Here is a 19,497-nt window from a genome sequence, read left to right on the forward strand (position 1 = left end):
AATCATTATTCTCACGCTAAATCGGATGCCTTTATGCAGGCTGCTAGCTCAGGGTAAACCGAGGGTGGCAGACCTGTACGCGACAGGCACAATTGGGCAATAAGTCCCACCATGTTGAGGGAGTTGCGAGTGTTCGATATAGCCAGGAAGCTCGCCGTGCTGCCATACACCCCTAGGGAGACACTCAGCTTGCTGGAAGATTTGGTTGAGGTATGGCGAGGCCGAACTGGAATCCAAGATGGCTGCACTCACGAAGAGCTCGTTGCGGCACAGGAGAGACTCGGAATGCAGATTCCATCGCCCCTAAGAGGATTCCTGACCCTGTATGGAAGAAGCGAGAATCTGATGGGCTTCCAGGAGCCATTACTGAAGGCCCACGACCTGCATGTTGAAGATGACGTACTTGTTATCCAGGAGGAGAACCAGGGATGCGCACTCTGGGGGGTCGCGGCTCAACAGCTAAGCCTGCGCGATCCTCCGACTCTATTTAAAATCCCGGCCGATGCAGGGTACGAATGGCGACCCTACCATGACCGACTTTCCGTACACATTCTCGAGGCAATTCTAAATGAATTTATGGCATCTTCGGATAACCGCATCTTTCGCGAATTCGATGAAGGTTCGGCCGAAGTTCTTGCCAGCTCGCTACTTCCGGTTGGAATTCCTGAGCACCCTTTCTGGGCCGAGCCAGATGGGCCGGCGGTAAAATGGCTTGCTGGTGCCGAATTTCTTGTACGCCTCGACGGCGATGCGGTGATCTGGGCCTCGGCGCCCCTGGGGTGCGAAATGCGGGACATCTTGAGCCTCGTTCCTGATGGGTGGGAGAGAGCCGACTCCTGACACCTATATTCAGAATCGCATATGACACTGGCTCTTCGCATGACGAGCCGGCACAATAAGCGCATTCATGCTGTCGCCCGAAAAATTCGTTTAGATAATTTCTGTCGAGACTCGTTGGGGATGTCGCGGCATACGCTATAAGAAGCCGTCGGATACAGGCGACGCGAACAACCCCATAGAGGCATTCAAGAAACAGCCCATCCCCTATATGCGGGGAACGCTATTAGTCGCACTCCGCGAGACGGGAGGGGCGACTTCGGATCGCATTCATAAACTTGACAAAGTTGCAATTCCGATACGCAGGAAACCCCGGATTTCCCCGAGTCCGGGGCGGTTTAGCCGCGCCATCCTGGGCGGTTCGCGTCCAGCCATGCTTCGACGTCGGTCCGGCGCCAGAGGCGCAGTCTCGGGTGGTCGATCAGGGGATCGGGGAAGCCTTTTCGGCTGGCCACCGATGTGGCGTAGCTCCGGCTGACACGCTCCCGGCGGGCGGTGCCCGCGCCGAGTAGCGAGCGAAGGCCGTCGATGTCGACCAGGGTGCGGAGTTCCGCACGGCTGATCATCTCGTCGTCGCTGTCGCTCTGCCCGGACACTAGACTGACGCTAGGAGCGTACCCACGTCTACAACGTGGGCGCTGTACTTACGCTCCGATAGTGACTACCGTGCGGTGTGTCAGGAACAGGTCGGGCCGGCCCGGTGTGTCACCACCGGAACCGGCCCTCGGCACCGACCGACTTGGGAGGTCGACACCGTGTCCGACATGCTGTCAGCTCCACCGCACACCGACTCCGAGAGAAGCGGCAGGGACGGCGATCCTGTCGTCCGCCAGCAGGGAACCGGGCCGTTCCGGTGCTTCGCGGTGGCGGTGCCGACGGGCGCTCACCCGGCGACGATCGCGACGGCGCTCCGCACGCTTCCGCTTGGGTGCGTGCTCACGTCGATGACCGACGGCGAGATGACGTTCAAGCCGGCGGAGCCCCACCACGGTTCGGGATGGAACTCCGGACCGGCGACGCTCGAAGCCCCACCGGATCGGTCGTGAGGTAGGCCAGCCGGTCCTCCGGCGGGAAGGCGGCAGCGCCATCCTGCCGGGGCATCCACCGGTCGACGTGCGGCATGGCATGAGCGGGCCGGCCCCGAGGCATCGTCCTCGGGGCCGGCCTTCGTCATGTCAGGACCACGGTTCCGGTGGGTAGGCGCGGCACCGTCAGGGCGGCATCGAACTCCACCACGAATGTCACGGATGGTTGCGAAATTGCGGCTGACGCCCGGCGTGAGCGCTTCTAGACCTAGCACCCCCGCCTGCTAGGTCTAGCAGCACCTCTAGCAAGAGAACATGCCTCTGACCTGGGGTCTAGAGGCCTAGCGGGGTTGTGCGGAGTACCAGCGAAACGCGCCGAATCCCGCCTCTCGGACCCTCCCGCCGGCGGCTAGCCACGACACAGCAGCCGCGACACAGCGTTGCTTTCGTCCGCCGTACCGCGTCGTCCCTGCCCGTCCCGCCCGCCTGTCGGGCGCGCGCCTTCCACGCCCGGCGATCCGATCCAGCCGGGAAGAACAACGGGCCCACGAAGGTCGACGATGGTCACTGAAAGTGATGCAAACCGTGGGGTAACCGTGGGGTTTGAGATCTTGAGCGAGTGGGCAAAACGGCGAAAGTGCCTGTGCTACAGTCACTTTGGAGCCGGCGAGGGGACTCGAACCCCTAACCGCTCGATTACAAGACGAATCCCCGCGTATCGGATCATACCGGAACGTGCCGCCCCGTGCCGCAAAATCCGAGGTCAGGGCGATTTTCGTGCCGGAACGTGCCGGCGCATGCCGCGTCGTGCCGCGACATCCGCGCACACAATGCGCACACACGCCACCGGCGACCCCTCGACATAAGAGTCATATCAGTCGATACCGGACACGAAGGTGCGTCGATTACACCAGGTAACCGAACCCGAACGAGGAAGCGTCTACCTGACGTCCCGGCAACGAACGCAGCGGGCAACCGGCGACCGAATGCGGGCCGGACCGACGGTTACTGCTTGCGCTCGTCCACGGCGCCCCCAGCGAAGGCGCCCAGCTCGCCGGGCGTAAAGCCAGGACGGGGACCCCAGCGCCACACCTTCCGCGTCACGCTCCGATGCGATGCGGCCGGATGCGGGCTGACTGGAAACGGAGGCACGCGGCGCCGCGAACGGCCAAGAGCTGGTGGACACTGCGAGCGCACGAGCTGCGTGGCACCCTGTGGACGGCCAGCCGCGTTCCGAGACCGCGGATGCCAGGCGCCCGCAAGGGAGGAACCAGCATGGTGGATGGCACCGGTTCGGCACAGATTGCAGTGCTCATCGACGCGGATAACATCCCGCGGTGGGCCGTCGAGCCACTCATCACCGAGAGCACCCACTACGGGAAGGTCCGGATCAGGCGTGCCTACGGTGACTGGTCGAGCTCGCTGAGGAGCTGGAAGACGACCCTGCAGGAGCTGTCCATCCGGCCGGTGCAGGTCTTCGCCGCCGTCAAGGGGAAGAACGCGGCGGACCTGGCGTTGACGATCGACGCGATGGATCTGCTGCACTCCGGCTCCGTCGACACGATCTGCATCGCCTCCTCGGACAGCGACTTCACCCGGTTGGCCGAACGGATCCGCGAGAGCGGACTGACCGTCCACGGGTTCGGCGAGGAGACGAAGACGAACCCGGGCCTGCCCGCAGCCTGCGACACCTTCGTCTTCGTCGAAACCCTCACGGCGAACACGCCACCGACACGCACCACGAAGCCCGACCAAGCGCTCGTACCCGCCCAGGCCGCCCCGCTGCCGCGCCTACATGGGACGAGCGGCGCAACCGCGACGGCCATACCGAGCGTGGACACCGGCACGCCGCAGGTCACTGTCGCCGCCCCGCAGGCAAAGAAGAAGGGGCAGACCGTGCTGGTCGCGCCTCACACCCGGGCGACGACCGACGACCTGCGCGCGGACACCGCGCTTATCAGCCGGCTCCGCGACGCGGTAACAACGAACACCGGTCCCGACGGCTGGGCCCACCTGTCGGCCGTCGGCCTGGCCATCCGTAAGCACCCCGCGGTCGTCCTGAAAACCTACGGCTACTCCCGTCTCACGGACCTGATGGTCGCGACCGACCTGTTCGAGCTCCAGCGGCACGACCCTGGCACGTCCGGCCCCGTCCACGCACGCCTCAAATAGGCACTTCGAGCACCACGGCGACGGTGACCCGCCCACCGTGCTCGCAGCCGCACCAAGGGACCGGACCAGCTCCGCCTCCATGCCAGTAGACGCGAACCGCGAGTCCCGCACGAGCCGCCGGGGACAACGTCGACCTCGAAAGGGGAAATTACATGGTTCAGCCTTGATCACCACAGGCAAATGACCCTGTGAGGGCGGGGGCAACCTTCACCGCCATTCACGAACCGTATTGTTTCGGCCAGATCCCCACGCGTGCGGGGACGACGGAGGCTTGCTGGGTCGCCGCGAGACCCTGGTGGGAAATCCCCGCGGTGCGCCCGGACGACTCGCCCTCCCTGAGGCGTGCCGAGCGGGCTGGCAGAAGCCCCGTACCCAGCGTCCTCCAGCTCAGCAGCGAGACGGTTTCCGTCCCAGTCGGGATACACCTCTTCGCCGAGGTTGCGCAGCCCCACCAACAGGTCCTCGGTCCGCATCCGCGCACGCTGACCGAAGCCTTCCAGCACGTCACCGACGACGGCCGGGATGACGTGGCCGACCGCTGCCGCCGCCGGCCGGTGAGGAACGTGAACCCAGCCGTCCCGTCCGCGCCTCCAACAGTCGCGGCTAAGCAAAATTTGGTCGAATCCGCCCTCTAAGAGGCATGGGTTAACCGAGATGATATCTCTCGGTGATTTTTGCCCGCCGAAATTTCATTGGTGTGATGCTGGGTTTGCGCGATGGTGAGACTTCGTCACCTACACCTCCGGGGGGAGAGGCGTGACTGCGATCATGCACGGTCTGGGATGTTTGCTGCGGAAACAGAGAAAGCACAGGCCAGCCGCAGAACTCTTCTCCATCCACCGTCGCAGCATGAGTTCGGCGTGCGGACTGACGATGCCCGGACGCCGATTGTCGTCGGCGTGCGGCTACGATCCGCTCGCTGGTGGGCCCGCAACCGCTGACCGATCCGATCGGTGGGAAACGCCGTCCGGGACCAAGTCGCGGCGGCTCCTGGGACTGCGGGGACCTCGGTCGAAAGGCCTCACCACACATGCCCTCCGCCAATCGGTGCGGAGAAAGGCGACCTACTCCTGACCGGGAGAGGTTTCCCCACGCAACAAGACTGGAGATCACCATGCCGGACATCGACCTCGGACTGGCCAGCGACTGGGAGGAGGGTGACACCCACGGCCGGATCCGGCTGCGGGACAATCAGGTCTACCCCAACTCGCCCAAGAAGGACGTGCTCATCAGCTCGCCGGTGAGCATCGAGCTTTCGGTCAACACGAACTACTCCTCTTCCCAGGAGGCAGACAAGATTATCTTCACGACCCATCACGGTAATCAGAAGAAGATCATCGCGGTGCTGGACTCCCAGGGAGATCTGTACATCGCTGGCCGCGTGATTCAGGGACAGACCAATCTGTCCTACACGTAGGAACGAGCGCGCCACCAGCATGCTGCCTGCGACAGGGCCAGTGGCAGCAACCCCGGATCGAAGGCCAAGTCGGCGATCTGGTCTGGGTTGTCATGAAGGTCGTGTGTGGCCAGGACGTCGGTGAGGTAGGTGACGGCCTGGCCCCCGTTTATCGACGTGAATGTGCAGCCCGGTGTCCCCGGTGAGGCTTGCTTTCCTCACCGGGGACGCGTCAGCGTGTCAGGCCGCCGCCTACATGGCCGATCTTGAACTGGACTGCGCGACCTACCGCCACCGACTGGACAAGCGACCCGTAGCCTGCCAGCGCTGATACCGATACGGAAAGAGGTGGTACCCGATAGGAAAGCCTGCCGGACGGTCAGAGGGTAAAGCTGCCCCGGTCTCGTTCACAGGTAGGGCTTTGAACGAATGAGATATCCGTTGGCGGATTGGCGGCATCGCCGTTTGTAGAAGTCCTCGATGAAGTCGAAGATGGCGGTGCGAGCCTGGTCGTGGCTGGCGCAGCTGGTGCGGTCGAGGAGCATTTCGAGGGCGGCGAAGAACGACTCGGTGACCACGTTGCCTACTACACGGTGGCTACCGTGCGGGCTGGTAATCTTGGGGACCTCGGCGTGATCGGTCAGCGCTCGATTTCAAGTTTGGTGCTTATATCTTCAGGCGCGGCGCCGCGATCTCGATGTGCTCGGCCTGGCTCCGCTCGGTCTTCGCCAGCCGGATGGTGAGCACTCCGTCGGCCAGCGAGGCGCTCACCGACTCCGGATCAACGTCGCCCGGCACAGTGATGCGATGCTCGAACCGGCCGACCATACGGCTGCGGCGACGGGCCACTTCCGTGCGTTTCCGCTCTCTGATTTCGCCGGTAATGAACAGTTCGCTGCCGCGTAGCTCCAGGGAACGTCGTCCCGGGATACCCCGGGAAGATCAAGCTCGAGGACGAGCGCAAGTCTGTCACCACTGCGTTTGGCCGGCTCCACATTCCTGCTATCCGCATCCCACCGAACCAAAACTGCGGCGGGTGACCCGGTCAGTTGAAATCGGTGGCGGTCGTGCGCGGCGACCCTTGGAAGAACTGGGCGGAACGGACATGCCGGCTGGTGGTCCGCCGCCCCCAGCGGGCGGCATGTGATGACCGCCGGCGTGGTCGTGGCCGCCACGCCGCGGGTCCACGACGGCAGGGGGCGGCCCGACCCCCGGTGACCGCGAGGGGCTCCTCGGCCATCTACCTGCGATGGTGCCGCCGCTCCGCGAGAATCGCCGAGGCGGTGTTGTCGCTGCCTACCTGCACGGTCTGCACGGGCGATTTCGTCCCGTGTGAGGGCAGTGCCCCGGTCCGAGTGCCGCAGTGGCCGCCTCCACGGTGACCCGGCTGACAAACAGCTGGCAGTTGCCTACCAGACGTTCACCCATCGACCCGGCCGGCGTGGACTATGCACCCATCTGGGCGGACGGCATCCACGTCACCATCCGTCCGGACAAGGACCGGGCGTGCCTGCTCGTCCTCATCAGGCCGCGCCGACGCCGGCCCACTCGGCGAACAGTACGGTGGCGTCGTCCCGGAGGCGGCCGTGGTGGTAGTCGAGCAGGGCGCGCATGAGACGTCGCAGGGTTTCGGGAACAGCCAAACCGTCGGCGTGGTGACGCACGACGAAGTCCACGAACCGGGTCAGGCCGAACTCGCGGCCGGTGGGGTCTCGGGCTTCGATGACACCGTCGGTGTAGAGCAGTAGCCGGTCGCCGGGTTCGAGTTGTTCCTGGCACAGGGTGGTGGTCAGGCCGAGGTCAGTACCCAGCGGATGCGCGGGCGGGCAGGACAAGATGCCGACCCACCTCCCCCCACGGATGATGACCGGCGGGTGGTGGCCATGGTTCACCCAGCTCAGTAGTCCGCTGCGGGTGTCGAGGTCAGCCAGGACCGCGGTCACATACCGTCCGGGGTCGAACTGGTCGATCAGCATCCGCTCGATCGCCTGACCGACCTCTACCAGCTCCCTGCCCTGGCGGCGCTGGTTACGGCAGGTCGCTACCGCGAGGTTCGCAGCGAGTCCGGCGGAGGCGTCGTGACCCATCGCGTCGAACACCGCCAGGTGCAGGACGCCGGCGGCCATCGCGTAGTCGAACGCGTCCCCACCGATCTCATAAGCCGGTTCCATTCCCGCTCCCACCACCACATCCTGGTTGGCGAACGATGTCGGCGGCGTCAGATGCCACTGCAGCTCGGCGGCGATTGTCATCGGACGGGTACGCACCAACCGGGCGAAGGAGTCACTGAACTCCCGCTTGCTGACGAGCAGTAGTCCGATCAGCGCGGCGAGGTCGCCCAGACCCGCGAGAGCCTCGTCGTCACCGTCGACCACGCGGGCTTTGAGAACACCGAGTCGTTCCGTTCCGTCTATGAGCGGCGTCCAGTAGACCCATCGTGCGTCGGAGGCGGACGCGTGGCTGGGCAGGGTGCCTATGCCCTGGAACACCCGGCCCGGCAGTGTCCCTTCCACCGGGATCGTCTCGCCGCCCGCGCCTGCGTCGAGTCCGTGCCCCGTCAGTTCCCGCAGCACCTGTCCCTGCAGATCCACCAGATAGATCCGCGTATCCGCCAGACCCGCCACCTCGGCCTGCTCCCTGACCAGAGCCGGAAGCTGCTCCAGCACGGCCAGCCGGCCCAGTTCCAACAGCGAGCTGAGCATCCGATATGTCGCGGTGCACATTCCGCACCATCCTCGATAAAGGGCCACGTATACCCAATTGCCGACCACGCGACACTAGGTGCACCCACGCAACCATCAATCGGATGGCTGTCTCGCTCACCGTACCCGCAGGACCACGACCCCGACGACCTCATCGGCATGCCCACGGCACTGCCCACCAACCTCGCGCCGCTCTCATCGGAGACGCCGATCGCCGCACTCTCCCAGCTCCCTGACCACCCGCTCCCGCAGCCCTACGACCGGTAGGCCACCGGACACAGCATCCGTACCAGCGACCTACGTTGGGGCCGTCGCCGGGCTGCCGTGACCCGCTCGCCCGGCGGATCCGGCTCCTGTCACCATCGCCCACAACGTCGTCGAGGCCGTCGTCGCGCTGACGCTCGGCGCGGCAGCGTCATCCACCGCCTCATCTCCGCAGCGGCGGCCGTCTGGCGGTTCTCCGCTGTCGATCACACCGTTCGGGAAGCTCCGGAACACCTCACGCTGCGGATCATCGCGGTGCCGTTCGTCGCCGCGCGGGCCTTGGACCGGTGGGGACGATGCGGGTCGCTCGGTGCCCGAGATCGTCCTCGCCGCAGTGTCACTGGCGGTGGTGCCGCTCCTGCCGCCGCACAGCGCCGCGCCGGCAGCGAACTCGGCTCCGTCTCCGCGGTGGCGGACTCCGTGAGGGCAACGGTGTAACCCCGATCAAGGAGTGACACCTGATGACGATCATCACCGACGCGGCGGACACTGCTGTGGTGTCCCTGGAGGAGCCGACCACGGAGCGGCGCGGCGGACCAGAGGGAACGCGTTTCAGGTCGAGGCGTCGCTGGATCAGGATCAGGTGAATCGGTGGGCGAGGTCGCGCAGGGTGCGGGCGGCGGTCTGGGCGCGGTCACCGCCGCCCAGGGGCGCTGACTGTTCGATCCTGGCGGCGTAGCGCAGATGCCGGTCTCGGGCGTGCTCCCGGCACGGCAGGCAGGTGACGCGTTCGGGGCGTGAGGAGGTCGCCGCGTACGGGACGTGCTGGCCGCATCCTGTCCGTACGGTGCGCGGTGAATCGGCGACGAGCCCGAAGACCGCTGCCGTCACCGTGCGTACGTCGGCGCTGGTGTTCGGCGTGCTCCACTCGACATGCACATGCGGGTCGCCCATGGTGCGAGCCAACTGATCAACCCCCGGGGTGTGGGAATTCCATGAGTATGGCCGGCCCCGCAGTTCAGGAGTTCCTGGCCAGTGCTGGTGTGCCCTTTCTCGCCGTAGTTGGCCCACGCCGCCGGCGGCCGGCGGGCGTGGGGCCTGGTCGGTGGGTGCCGGACTCGGGTTCGTCGCCAGCGGGTCGGGGCGGGGTCAGCGGACGGTGATCCAGAGCCGGGGCGGTGGGTGGCTGTCCGTCACGTCGCCGAGGAAGACTGGTGGCCCGGTGTGCCAGGCGGACCGGGCTGGCTGGGAATGCTTCTGTGCGAGGCGGTCGTGGTCCCGCCGGGCGTGTGCGGCGCGGCTGGCGTCGTAGTCGGCTCGCTGGCTGGGGTCGCGCAGCACGGTGTAGGCGGCGATGACCTGTTGGAGAGCGGCGTCGTGGTTCTGGTGGGGGCCGGATTGCGCGGCCTGTGGCGCTGGCTTGCGGGTGTCCGGGTGATGGCGGCGTATCAGCGTGCGGTAGGCGTGGGTGATGCGGCTGGCCGAAGCCGAGGGCTCGACCCCGAGCACCCGATAGGGGTCCTGGTCAGTCGCCATGTGCCCGTGTCCTCTACCTGCGAGGGAGGCGGGCCGGGCCCCCGGTCAGTGGCCGGGGCCCGGCCCGCGCCCGCATCGATGTGCCGAGGGGTATTCCTAGGTGTCGTGAGCGGTGGCTATGACTCCCTTCTGTGCCGTGTGGTCGGTGTCGAGGGTCGGACGGCCAGGCGGCGCCCGCTGCCGCGCTCGGCGTTGGAGCCGCCGGCAGCCCTGCGCCCGGCAGGGCTGCGGGTGCGGACGGCGCGGGATCCTCGCTGGCCCCGGCGACGGTGGCCGCGGCGCGGCTGGCCGCTGTGGCCTGCCCGGCGGAACGTCGCTGCCCCACGCGGCCGAGATGATCGCGTCGAACTCGGCGTGCAGCAGGTCGGGGTCGGAGCAGATCAGATCAGCCAGCTGCGCACAGGCCGGCCGGACCGGCGCCGCCCCATACAGGGTCGCCATCGGTCCCGCCCCGGGTCACGCGTGGATGGCCCGGCGGTCGTCGCTGGACACGTCGATCGCGATCTTCCGCGGCTTGGCCTTCTCCGCGACGGGAATCCGCAGGGTCAGCACGCCGGCGTGGTAGCTGGCGGTGATCTTCTCCGTGTCCAGGTTGTCACCCAGGATCAACTGGCGGCTGAACACCCCGCGGGGCCGCTCGGCGACCAGGACCTCACGGTCCCCGTTCAACGCCGGCCGTTCCGCCCGGACGGTCAGCACGTTGCGTTCGACATCCAGATCCACGGTTGCCGGGTCCACCCCGGGCAGATCGAACTCCGCCACGAACTCCTCACCGTCACGCCACGCGTCGATCGGCATCCCGGTCGGCCGGGTCGCCGTGCCCAAAGCGCCGAACACCTGCTGGCTGAGCCGATCCAGCTCCCGGAACGGGTCGGTGCGCACCAACATCGGAACTCCACCTCCACGATCACGATCCTGTAGACCAGAGCGTCAGGCCATCCACTTATCTATGGTGGCTGGCCTAGATTTTTATATAGCACCGGTGGCAGACTGAGGCAAGTCCCCGTCCGGCCCGTCCGGGCGGAGTCCCTGGAGGCGCCCCGTGAGCTCGTCCGATGTCGACCCGACCCAGGGGGTGTACGGCATCTCGGTGGCCGCCGATCTGGTCGGCATGGACCCGCAGAGCCTGCGCCTGTACGAGCGGCGCGGTCTGCTGGAGCCGGCTCGCACCGGCGGCGGGACCCGCCGCTACAGCAGCGACGACCTGGCCCGACTGCAACGGATCGGGTATCTGCTCGCGGCCGGGTTGAACCTCGCCGGGATCGCCAGGGTTCTCGAACTGGAGACCGAGAACGCCCAGCTGCGCGCCGACCTCGAACGCACGCAGGCCACGGACATGGCGCCGAGTCCTCCAACCGGCCCCCGTCGAAGCACGGGCTGAGACAGGAAGACCACGCCCGAAACACCGACCGGCACGGTGAGCGTCGCGAGTACGAGCCCGAGGAAGCTCGCCCTCACCCCCGGTCGATCTTTCCGTCTCTCCCGCGCGAGCCAGCACGGTGACCGTACCGAGTTGAGGGTCGGGCGATATCGGAGGTTACTGGTTGAACTCATTCGGTTTCCCGTCGGTGAAGGCGTCCGGCTCGCCAGGTGTGCGGACCATGCCCTCCGCGACGCGTCGTTGCTGGAAAGAACGGGTACGCGGTCGCAAGAGCGCCCGGTGGCGGGTTGAGCATGCCGGCCGACCTGGACTGTGGAGCTCGACCTGCAGGTCTTCTCGCGTGAGCGGGCTTTCTGTTGGCCCTGTCGGCAGCCCAGGGCGCAGGCTACCGCCGCTGAGGCGCTCTCCGGGGCCCGTCACCGGACTGTGTGCAGCCGGGTCCGAGCCGCGACGGTCATGTGCTGCCGCTCCAGCTCGCAGAGGCGAGCCGAAGTCAGCATCTCCCCACTCGTAGCGGCGAGGAACTGGTTGATGTCCCGGAAAGCGGCGGGTGCGATGAAGTCCATGCTGTGCTCGCCGGGCTCCGCGGCAGGCAGCATGCCGTCCACCGTGATGAAGTTTCCTTCTGGGGAAACATGGACTATGCGGGCAACTCCCGCGAAGTCTGGCTGTCCCCGCGCCGTGGCCACGACCAGGCGGGCGACGTCTCCGACCCGCGGCTTCGTATGGATGTAGTCGGAGTCGTGCGGCGTGATGTCGCGGTGCCGGGCGACCCGAACGATGGCTCTCACCAGCCGAGCTCCTTCAGCTTCTCGGCAAGCCGCGTGGTGGACTTCGACGCGGCATTTCCTGTTGTTCCCGTCGACGGGGCCGCTCGTCGGTCATCTTCGGCGATCGGACGCATCAGCGGTGGCGTCGAACGGCAGGACGTAGCTCGTACCAGTACCCGGCGGAGGCGCGCGGTCGTGTGGGAAGCCGAGGACGGACACCTACATCACCGAACTCGCTGACGAGCGTGGCTGCGGCGAGCTGACCCATAGTGATCATCGGGCGCAGGAATCGTGCGATCTCGCGGTCACGGCCGACTGGTCCGGGCGTCTCAGGCCGAGGTTGAGCCGCCGGGCGCGATCGAGCGGATCAACACCCTGATCGAGCGGGTCATGGAAGATCAAAGAGTTGGGGGCTCGACTCGCCGAGGCCGAGGCCAGGCCGAACATCCTTGGGTGTCAGCTGTCCTTGCCGTGTTCGGCTGTGCGTCGGGCGGTTGCCCGTAGGCGGTGGAGGGTGAAACGGGCTCCGGCGGTGAACAGAGTCACCGAGCGGCGGATGATGGGGTCTACCTGTGTCAGGGGGCGGGTCCACCGTACCGCGACGAAGCCGAGCAGACCGCCTTCGTCCGGCATCGGCACCACCAGCGCGGAACCGATGTCCAGTTGGCGTGTCCGACTGGACGGGATGAGCGGTGTGCCGGCGGGGTCAGCGATGAAGATCGGGGCCCGTAGGTGGGCCAACGCGGTGAGCGCGGCCTCGTCGTCGGGATTGGCCCGGGCTCCCACGTGGGTCAGCGGCTCGGTGCCCGGGGACACCGACGTGCCGGCCGCCTCGAACACCGTCGCACCCGGCATCGTCGCCAGCATCACCGCGACGGCGTCCGCGACGGCGAGGGAGCGGACGACATCGGCGGTCAGGCCGGCCGCGGCGGGAAGGTCGTCGGGGTACCAGAGCTGGTCGAGCCGCTGGAGCGCGTCTGCGACCTCCTCGTTCATCAGCCGTTCCCGGCGGGCGTCGCACAGCAGCATCGTCTGGGCCGCGAGATCGTGCAGCGAGCGGCGCTGCCCGGGTGTGAGCCGGCGGGGCATCCGGTCGCAGACGCACAGGGCGCCGAGCGTGCGTCCTTCGGATGTCCGCAGCGGCATCCCGGCGAAGAAGCGCCGCGGGGCGTTCGGGTCGGCGTGGACCGTGGGGGCGAAGCGCATGTCCCGTGCCGCGTCGGCGACCTCCAGATACTCACCCGACCCGACCGTGTGGGAGGCCACGCCCACCCTGCCTGCGACCTCGGCGGTCTTCAGGCCATGCCAGGATTTGATCCACTCCCGCTCGGCGTCCACGAGCACCACATGGGCGTCGGCGCAGGCGGTGAGCTCGGCGGCGAGGGCGGCGGCCTGGTCGAACTCGGGCTCCGGAGGGGTGTCGAGGAGCCGATGACTGCGCAGGGCGGCCAAGCGGTCGTTTTCGTCGGCGGGCACGGACGCGATCAGGCCACCCTCGCCCCAGCGGCCGTTGCCTTTCTCGGTGGCCATGGTGGTGTATGCGGGCCTGCCGTTGTCGTCCTTCGTAGCGCCGGCCTGCCGGGCGTGCCCGATGCCTTCGTCGACCGGCTGCCCGGTGCTCCGATCGCCCGGCGGCCGGGTATCCCGCGACAGTCCGGCGCGCGGCGCGGGCGGCGCCGCCAGCGCGGCGGCGGACGAGCCGCACCGCTTCGGGTCGGTGAGCAGGGGTGTGAGGTCCCGCGCCGGAAGTGGGGGCGAGAACGCGTAGCCCTGGAGGACGTCGCATCCGAGCTCGGTCAGGATCCGTTCGCTGGGTTCGTCCTCGATGCCCTCGCCGACGACGCGTAGCCCGAGTCGGTGGCCCAGGTCGACGACGGACCGCACGATCGCGACGTCCGGCAGGCTGCCGTGGGCGTCCGCGACGAAACTCCGGTCGATCTTGATCTCGTCGAGGGTCAGGGCCTTGAGGATCTCCATCGAGTTGTAGCCGGTCCCGAAGTCGTCCATCGACAGCTTCACCCCGGAGACCCGCAGGTCGCCGAGCATCGCGGCAGCCCGGGCCGGCTGGGAGACCAGCGCGTTCTCGGTGATCTCGAGGGTGAGGATGTCGGGGGGAAGATCGTGGGCTGCCAGGCGTTCGGCGACGATCTGCGGGAGCTCGTCGATGACCAGCAGGCGGGGAGAAAGGTTCGCCGAGACGGGCACCTGTATGCCTTCCGCCCGCCAGCGGGCGCACTGGCGCAACGCCTCTTCCAGCTCCCACCAGGTCAGCTCGACGATCAGTGAGGATCGTTCGGCCATCGGCAGGAACGACGCGGGCGGCAGCAGCCCACGGGTGGGGTGCCGCCAGCGCATCAGCGCCTCGACGCCGACGGTCCGACCGGTCGCCGCTTCCCGCATCGGCTGGTAGTGAAGCTCCAGCTCGTCCCGTTCAATCGCCGAGCGTAACTGGGCCTGCAGTTCGAGTTCCCACGGCTGTACCGCGGCCATCCCGGTCGTCCACACCCTGACCGGCTCACCGCGGCGTCTGGCGTCGGCGAGTGCCGTGTCGGCGCACGACAGGAGGTCGGTGATCCGGTTCCCGCAGGACGGTGCCGCGGCGAGACCCGCCGTCGCCTCCACCTCGACCTCGACTCCGTTGATCCGCAGACAGCCGTTGATCCGCAGACAGCCGTCGACCTGTCGCAGGAGGGCTCGGCCGAAGTCGGCAAGCGGGGGATCCGCCGACGACGGTGGACTTTCCCCGCCATCGGCTGCCACGGCCGCTCCAGGTACCAGCAGGGCGAACGTGTCGCCGCCGAGACGGGCGCTGAGCCTCGGGGCCGGCCTTACCAGGCGGAGCCGGCGCGCGAACCTCCTCAGCACCTCGTCGCCCGTCTCGTAACCCCACGCGGTGTTGATCTCCTTGAAGTGGTCGAGATCGACGACCATCAGTACGGCCTGACGCCCGGTCGCGAGGATGTCGGCGACAAGCCGATCACCGGCCTGCTTCAGTCCCACGCGGCTTGCCAGCGCTGTCAGGGGGTCAGTGAGGGTACGGTCCCGTGCCCGGTGGAGGGACGTGTGGGTGAGGACCGCGGCGGCCCAGATGCCCATCGCGCAGCCCGCTCCCGCGAGGGGAAACTCCGTGAACCACCCGTGCAGACTGAACGCGCCGAGCGCGACAGCCGCCACAACGGCCGCGTGCACCCCGACGGCGTCGAGCCGGGACCATGCGAGAGCTACCTGGCTGCCCGCCCACGGAAACCAGAACAGCAGGGTCAGCGCAAGCTCGGCGGACTCCGCCGTGGCCAACGCGACCGTGACCGCTGTGACGGTCGCCATGGAGGCGACCAGGGCCAGCGGACGCAGGTCCGTCGCCGCGGCGACGGACATCGCCGCGACGGTCGCCAGCCCGAGCCCGGCCCCCACCGCGACAGACGGGTCCAGGTGGCCCGGCGAGCCGGGGACAACCACCAGAAGCAGCAGAAGGACGGAGCCGACAAGGGGCGAAGCCACGAAGAACCCACGGTCGCCGACGGCCCTGATGCGACGCTGCCCATCCCCGCCCGTCGGGATGCCCCGACCAAACCGCTGGACATTCGGCGGCAGATCGCCGCGAACACGGGCGCGGGAGCGGCCCTCCGTGCCCGGGCGAGCGTTCGTCCACAGCCAGGCCATGCCCCTCCCATACCCGGTGACGAGTCGTCGGAGCGTGTACCCGGGATGAGTCGTTGGAGCGTGCAGCGGGCCGACTTCGAGGGGATTTACCCGCCAGCACCGCCGATGCGCAGTGGAGTCCACTGACGTGGTGTACGGATCGCGATCGTCTAGCGACTCGCCGGAGTGGCGGTCCGTGACGTAGAGCGACCACCGCGTGATCCTCACGAGAAACCTGCGAAAGCGACTCGATGAGGAGATACGCGATGGCCGTGCGTCCGACTGTGGCCGATGCCGAGGGGTTCGGCAAGGAACTGCTGGCGGCGAGTCCGGATCTGTTGGGCTCGATGGTGAAGGCGTTCGCGGAGGCGTTGATGAGCGCCGAGGCGGACAGTGCCTGTGGCGCCGAATACGGCGAGATATCACCGGATCGAACGAATCGCCGCAACGGCTACCGGACGCGCGAGTGGGATACCCGGGCCGGGACACTTGATATCGCGATTCCGAAGCTGCGGACCGGGTCGTACTTCCCGGAATGGCTGCTGACCCGCCGCCGGCGGGCGGAACAGGCCCTGATCTCGGTCGTCGCGACGTCATATCTTCTCGGGGTGTCGACCCGCCGTGTCGACAAACTCGTCGAGCAGCTCGGGGTGGCACACATCTCGAAGTCGCAGGTGTCCGAGCTCGCGAAGCACCTCGACGGCCAGGTCGAGGCGTTCCGGTCGAGACCGTTGGACGCCGGTCCGTACCGGTTCGTGCAGGCCGACGCGTTGACGATGAAGGTCCGCGAGGGCGGCCGTGTGATCAACGTGCACTGTCTGCTCGCGGTCGGGGTCAACGGTGACGGGCACCGGGAGATCCTCGGCCTGGACGTCGTGAGCAGCGAGGACGGTGCCGGTTGGCTGGCGTTCTTCCGTGGTCTGGTCGCCCGGGGCCTGTCCGGGGTGCGGCTGGTGACCTCGGACGCCCACCGCGGTCTGGTCAACGCGATCGGAGCGACCCTGCCCGGCGCCTCGTGGCAGAGATGCCGGACTCATTACCTGCGAGACCTGCTCGTCCTGACACCGAAATCGTCGCAGCCGTGGGTCGCCACCGTCGTGCGAACAATCTTCGATCAGGCTGACGCGAACGAGGTCGTCGTCCAGTTCGACCGGGTCGTCGACGGACTGGCCGAAAAACTTCCTCGCGCTGCGGAACATCTCTCCGAAGCGAAAGTCGACCTGCTCGCGTTCACCGCCTACCCGCGGGAGATCTGGCGGCAGATCTGGTCCTCGAACCCGCAGGAACGCCTGAACAAGGAAATCAGGCGACGCACCGACGTCGTGGGTATCTTCCCTGACCGTGGAGCCATCATACGTCTCGTCGGTGCGGTTCTCGCCGAACAGCACGACGAGTGGATCGAAACTCACCGCTACTTCGGCGTGGAAGTCCTCGCGAAAGTCGACGCCGCGAACAACCCATCCGACACACCCGAGATCCGCGTGACACCCGAAGCCCTCGCCGCATAACCTTCAGTCAGGATCACGCGGAGTCACTCTCCGTACACCACGCCCCTGGACGTGACCCGATGCGCCTTGGCGCGTACGCTCGCCCACGCCCTCGGCACGACGCTGTCGTGCCGTCCGGCAGTCCAGGCCGTCAGATAGCCAGGGTTCTTCGTCGGGGTTTCGCCCGCCTGCGCTTCGCGTCATACATACGGGTATCGGCCTGATGGAGTATCTGTTCGGCGGAGGTGGAGGGCTGCCGCCCGTCGGCGATCGCCAGACCGATACTGATCTGTATCCGCGCAGGGCGACCGGCCAGGGTGATGGGCCGGAGCATGCCGATCGCGATCCGTCGGGCGCACTGCTCGCCGACAGTGTGGGGGCTGGCGTCGGTACTGGTGCCGGTGAGGAGGACGGCGAACTCGTCGCCGCCGAGACGGGCGGCGAGGTCACCGTCGCGTATGGCGGTGTGCAGGCGGGCTGCGACCGTACGGAGGAGTTCGTCGCCGGCGGAATGGCCATACGTGTCGTTGACGGTCTTGAAGTGGTCGATATCGCAGAACAACACGACGACGGGTGTTCCGTGTCGGCGGTGCGCGGTCACCGCCTTCTCGAGCTCGCGGGTGAACAGGACGCGGTTGGCCAGGCCGGTCAGCCCGTCGTGATGCGCCTGGTACTCAAGCCGCTGGTGCGCACGCCGTACATCGCTGACCAGCCGGCGGTTCTCCGCGATTATGACGATCTGGCGGAGGCTGACCAGCATGGCGAGGCAGATCGCCAGGTAGAGGGGCAGCCCGTACAACCCACCGTCGCGCAGGGCGCTTGCCAGGACGAGCGCCGCGGCGACGCTGAGCGGCAGATAGGGCAGATAGGCGTGCAGCCAGTGACGGACCTCCTGCCCCGACCAGAGGAATCGGCTGGCTGTGGGGCAGGCGACCGCAGGCGCGGGTGGCCGGCTGTCCCGCTCGGGGGCGATCATGGCGAGGGCGACCAGCAGTGGACCCGCGGCCGCTCCGAGCCATGTCGGCATGCTGCCCTCCGCGCCGTCCGGGTCAGGCAGGCTGAGCTGGACCAGCACCGTTTCGGACGCGGCGAGCACGACGAGGCCGGCACCGAGCAGGGCGACCGCGCGGCCGTTGCGGGGCCGGCGGAAGGTCGCCACGAGTACCAGAACCACCACCGGCAGCGCCAAGACGACCACGAAGGTGACCGCGATGACGAACGACGTCCCGCTGATCCTGCTGTGGGTGATGTCCCGCAGCACAGCGAACCAAGCGATCATGAGGATGGACAGGATGATCATCAGGCTGTCCAGTGCGATGACCGCGTGGGAGTACCGCGGCCACCAGCCACTGTCCGGAGGCGCTCGGGTCGGCCCGTCGCCGGTGCGGGCGGGCACGCAGATCAGGCCTGCGACCGTGAGGAGCGGAGCGATCAGGAACAGGCTCTCGCTGGGCGTCAGCTGAAGTTCCAGCGGATCACCGGAAGAGTACTGGCGTGTCCATTCGACCGCGCTGGGAAGCGCGGAGAGTGGGCCGGCGGCGACCAGCACCCGCCACCTACGGCCGATGCCGCGTGTGCGCGCGATGCCGATGACCGCGAACACGGTCGACGCCACGCCGCAGACGAACAGAGCCGTCGCCTGGGCGACCAGCCGCGGCTGACCGGAGAAGGCCAGCTGGCCCGCGGCCGCTGGTACGAACAGCGCCGTCACCAGCGCCAGCAGGATATGGAAGGTCCGATCCGTGACGGGCCGAGCCCGCACGCCGCGCACCCGGCCCGCCGAGGGCGTCCTGTCCCCTCGGGTCTCGATGCCGCCATCCGTCAAGGGCCGGCCTCCTTCAGCCATGTAGGCCCACGATGACCGCTCCGGAGATGACGCGCATGTCCGACGATCACGTTGCGCGACGTACGTCGATATTCATGATCCTCTTTATCGGCTCTGGCTCGCCTTCGGTGGTGACGGAGCATGGTCCACGGCTAGGCCTCACGTTGGAAGGCGGCCGATCCGCTCGGCGTGAGGCGACACGATGGTCATGTCGGGAACGAATCGTCTGGTTAAGCTGGTGTTTCCGGGTCTGTCGCCGCTGGTCATCGAGGATGCGGCCGGCGAGGGCAGTCTGGTCCGGTCCGAGTGCGGGCCCGGACATCTGAGGGGCCGGTGGCCTGCCCGGGTTGCGGGGTCGTGACCTCGCGGGTGCACAGCTATCACGAGTGGACGCTGGCGGATGTCGCGATCGACGCCCGCCGGGTGCTGTGATCGTGCGGGTCCGTCGGCTAGTCTGCCCGACCGTGGCTGCCGGCAGACCTTCCGCGAACAGCTGCCCGGGGTGCTGGAGCGGGGTCTGTTG

General features: G+C 67.4%; 16 protein-coding genes and 2 pseudogenes. 7 read left to right on the top strand and 11 right to left on the bottom strand.

Annotated elements, in window-relative coordinates; all coding sequences use genetic code 11:
* The first annotated feature begins 129 nt into the window (after nt 1–129).
* Nucleotides 130–840: a hypothetical protein gene (locus ACG83_RS44855; RefSeq protein WP_152991628.1), complete on the top strand. Its 711-nt coding sequence runs from the start codon at nt 130–132 to the stop codon at nt 838–840.
* 335 nt (nt 841–1,175) lie between these two features.
* Here the strand turns inward: ACG83_RS44855 and ACG83_RS37725 are convergent, their stop codons facing one another.
* A complete protein-coding gene (locus ACG83_RS37725; protein ID WP_083473895.1) occupies nt 1,176–1,433 on the bottom strand; it encodes a hypothetical protein in 258 nt (85 codons plus the stop codon).
* Nucleotides 1,434–3,137: 1,704 nt separating this feature from the next.
* On the opposite strand from ACG83_RS37725, the gene ACG83_RS37735 reads away from it, so the two are divergent.
* On the top strand, nt 3,138–4,034 hold the full coding sequence (locus ACG83_RS37735; RefSeq protein WP_226931215.1) for an NYN domain-containing protein: 897 nt from the start codon (nt 3,138–3,140) through the stop codon (nt 4,032–4,034).
* 1,114 nt (nt 4,035–5,148) lie between these two features.
* Nucleotides 5,149–5,451, top strand: coding sequence for a DUF6342 family protein (locus tag ACG83_RS37745; protein ID WP_054571052.1), 303 nt, complete (start codon nt 5,149–5,151; stop codon nt 5,449–5,451).
* Nucleotides 5,452–5,837: 386 nt separating this feature from the next.
* On the opposite strand, the gene ACG83_RS45635 is transcribed toward ACG83_RS37745, so the two are convergent.
* The 3 genes from ACG83_RS45635 to ACG83_RS37750 all read right to left on the bottom strand — a co-directional run bounded on the left by ACG83_RS45635 (nt 5,838) and on the right by ACG83_RS37750 (nt 8,153).
* Nucleotides 5,838–6,008 (bottom strand): hypothetical protein, encoded by a 171-nt coding sequence (locus ACG83_RS45635; protein ID WP_161934840.1) that lies wholly within the window; start codon nt 6,006–6,008, stop codon nt 5,838–5,840.
* An 88-nt stretch (nt 6,009–6,096) separates the two neighbouring features.
* Nucleotides 6,097–6,279: an Hsp20/alpha crystallin family protein gene (locus ACG83_RS47290; RefSeq protein ID WP_235498439.1), complete on the bottom strand. Its 183-nt coding sequence runs from the start codon at nt 6,277–6,279 to the stop codon at nt 6,097–6,099.
* A gap of 674 nt (nt 6,280–6,953) precedes the next feature.
* A complete protein-coding gene (locus ACG83_RS37750) occupies nt 6,954–8,153 on the bottom strand; it encodes a PP2C family protein-serine/threonine phosphatase (protein ID WP_235498440.1) in 1,200 nt (399 codons plus the stop codon).
* A 281-nt stretch (nt 8,154–8,434) separates the two neighbouring features.
* Here ACG83_RS37750 and ACG83_RS48215 point away from each other — a divergent pair.
* Nucleotides 8,435–8,816 (top strand): annotated as a pseudogene (locus ACG83_RS48215) (cation transporter); the annotation flags it as partial.
* Between the two features lie 159 nt (nt 8,817–8,975).
* On the opposite strand, the gene ACG83_RS37755 reads toward ACG83_RS48215, so the two are convergent.
* From ACG83_RS37755 to ACG83_RS37770, 4 genes are all read right to left on the bottom strand, one after another.
* The gene (locus ACG83_RS37755; RefSeq protein WP_235498441.1) at nt 8,976–9,302 is read right to left on the bottom strand and encodes a hypothetical protein; all 327 of its coding nucleotides are present in this window, start codon (nt 9,300–9,302) and stop codon (nt 8,976–8,978) included.
* Nucleotides 9,303–9,485: 183 nt separating this feature from the next.
* Entirely contained in the window at nt 9,486–9,872 is a 387-nt protein-coding gene (locus tag ACG83_RS37760) for a J domain-containing protein (RefSeq protein WP_054571054.1), read from the bottom strand.
* A 96-nt stretch (nt 9,873–9,968) separates the two neighbouring features.
* The gene (locus ACG83_RS37765) at nt 9,969–10,313 is read right to left on the bottom strand and encodes a hypothetical protein (RefSeq protein ID WP_054571055.1); all 345 of its coding nucleotides are present in this window, start codon (nt 10,311–10,313) and stop codon (nt 9,969–9,971) included.
* A gap of 15 nt (nt 10,314–10,328) precedes the next feature.
* A complete protein-coding gene (locus ACG83_RS37770) occupies nt 10,329–10,760 on the bottom strand; it encodes an Hsp20/alpha crystallin family protein (protein ID WP_054571056.1) in 432 nt (143 codons plus the stop codon).
* Between the two features lie 154 nt (nt 10,761–10,914).
* On the opposite strand from ACG83_RS37770, the gene ACG83_RS37775 reads away from it, so the two are divergent.
* On the top strand, nt 10,915–11,253 hold the full coding sequence (locus ACG83_RS37775) for a helix-turn-helix transcriptional regulator (protein ID WP_054571057.1): 339 nt from the start codon (nt 10,915–10,917) through the stop codon (nt 11,251–11,253).
* A 416-nt stretch (nt 11,254–11,669) separates the two neighbouring features.
* Here ACG83_RS37775 and ACG83_RS37780 read toward each other — a convergent pair whose 3' ends face one another.
* Both ACG83_RS37780 and ACG83_RS37785 read right to left on the bottom strand, forming a co-directional pair.
* Nucleotides 11,670–12,044: a hypothetical protein gene (locus tag ACG83_RS37780; RefSeq protein WP_054571058.1), complete on the bottom strand. Its 375-nt coding sequence runs from the start codon at nt 12,042–12,044 to the stop codon at nt 11,670–11,672.
* A gap of 435 nt (nt 12,045–12,479) precedes the next feature.
* Nucleotides 12,480–15,521, bottom strand: a complete 3,042-nt coding sequence (locus ACG83_RS37785) for an EAL domain-containing protein (protein WP_235498442.1) — start codon at nt 15,519–15,521, stop codon at nt 12,480–12,482.
* 407 nt (nt 15,522–15,928) lie between these two features.
* On the opposite strand from ACG83_RS37785, the gene ACG83_RS37790 reads away from it, so the two are divergent.
* A complete protein-coding gene (locus ACG83_RS37790) occupies nt 15,929–17,170 on the top strand; it encodes an IS256 family transposase (protein ID WP_054571059.1) in 1,242 nt (413 codons plus the stop codon).
* A 130-nt stretch (nt 17,171–17,300) separates the two neighbouring features.
* Here ACG83_RS37790 and ACG83_RS37795 read toward each other — a convergent pair whose 3' ends face one another.
* Nucleotides 17,301–18,974 carry a diguanylate cyclase gene (locus ACG83_RS37795; RefSeq protein WP_161934841.1) on the bottom strand — a complete coding sequence of 558 codons (1,674 nt, stop codon included), beginning with the start codon at nt 18,972–18,974 and terminating at the stop codon, nt 17,301–17,303.
* Between the two features lie 202 nt (nt 18,975–19,176).
* On the opposite strand from ACG83_RS37795, the pseudogene ACG83_RS47295 reads away from it, so the two are divergent.
* Nucleotides 19,177–19,488, top strand: a pseudogene (locus ACG83_RS47295) (transposase family protein); the annotation flags it as partial.
* Between the last annotated feature and the right edge of the window lie 9 nt (nt 19,489–19,497).

This window comes from Frankia sp. R43, from assembly GCF_001306465.1.
Lineage (GTDB): Bacteria > Actinomycetota > Actinomycetes > Frankiales > Frankiaceae > Parafrankia > Parafrankia irregularis.

Excerpts from the sequence above, each read along its gene's own strand:
- ACG83_RS37735 (WP_226931215.1), top strand. The coding sequence starts at position 3,138 with ATGGTGGATGGCACCGGTTCGGCACAGATTGCAGTGCTCATCGACGCG.
- ACG83_RS37745 (WP_054571052.1), top strand. The coding sequence starts at position 5,149 with ATGCCGGACATCGACCTCGGACTGGCCAGCGACTGGGAGGAGGGTGAC.
- ACG83_RS37750 (WP_235498440.1), bottom strand. The coding sequence starts at position 8,153 with ATGTGCACCGCGACATATCGGATGCTCAGCTCGCTGTTGGAACTGGGC.
- ACG83_RS37760 (WP_054571054.1), bottom strand. The coding sequence starts at position 9,872 with ATGGCGACTGACCAGGACCCCTATCGGGTGCTCGGGGTCGAGCCCTCG.
- ACG83_RS37765 (WP_054571055.1), bottom strand. The coding sequence starts at position 10,313 with ATGGCGACCCTGTATGGGGCGGCGCCGGTCCGGCCGGCCTGTGCGCAG.
- ACG83_RS37770 (WP_054571056.1), bottom strand. The coding sequence starts at position 10,760 with ATGTTGGTGCGCACCGACCCGTTCCGGGAGCTGGATCGGCTCAGCCAG.
- ACG83_RS37790 (WP_054571059.1), top strand. The coding sequence starts at position 15,929 with ATGGCCGTGCGTCCGACTGTGGCCGATGCCGAGGGGTTCGGCAAGGAA.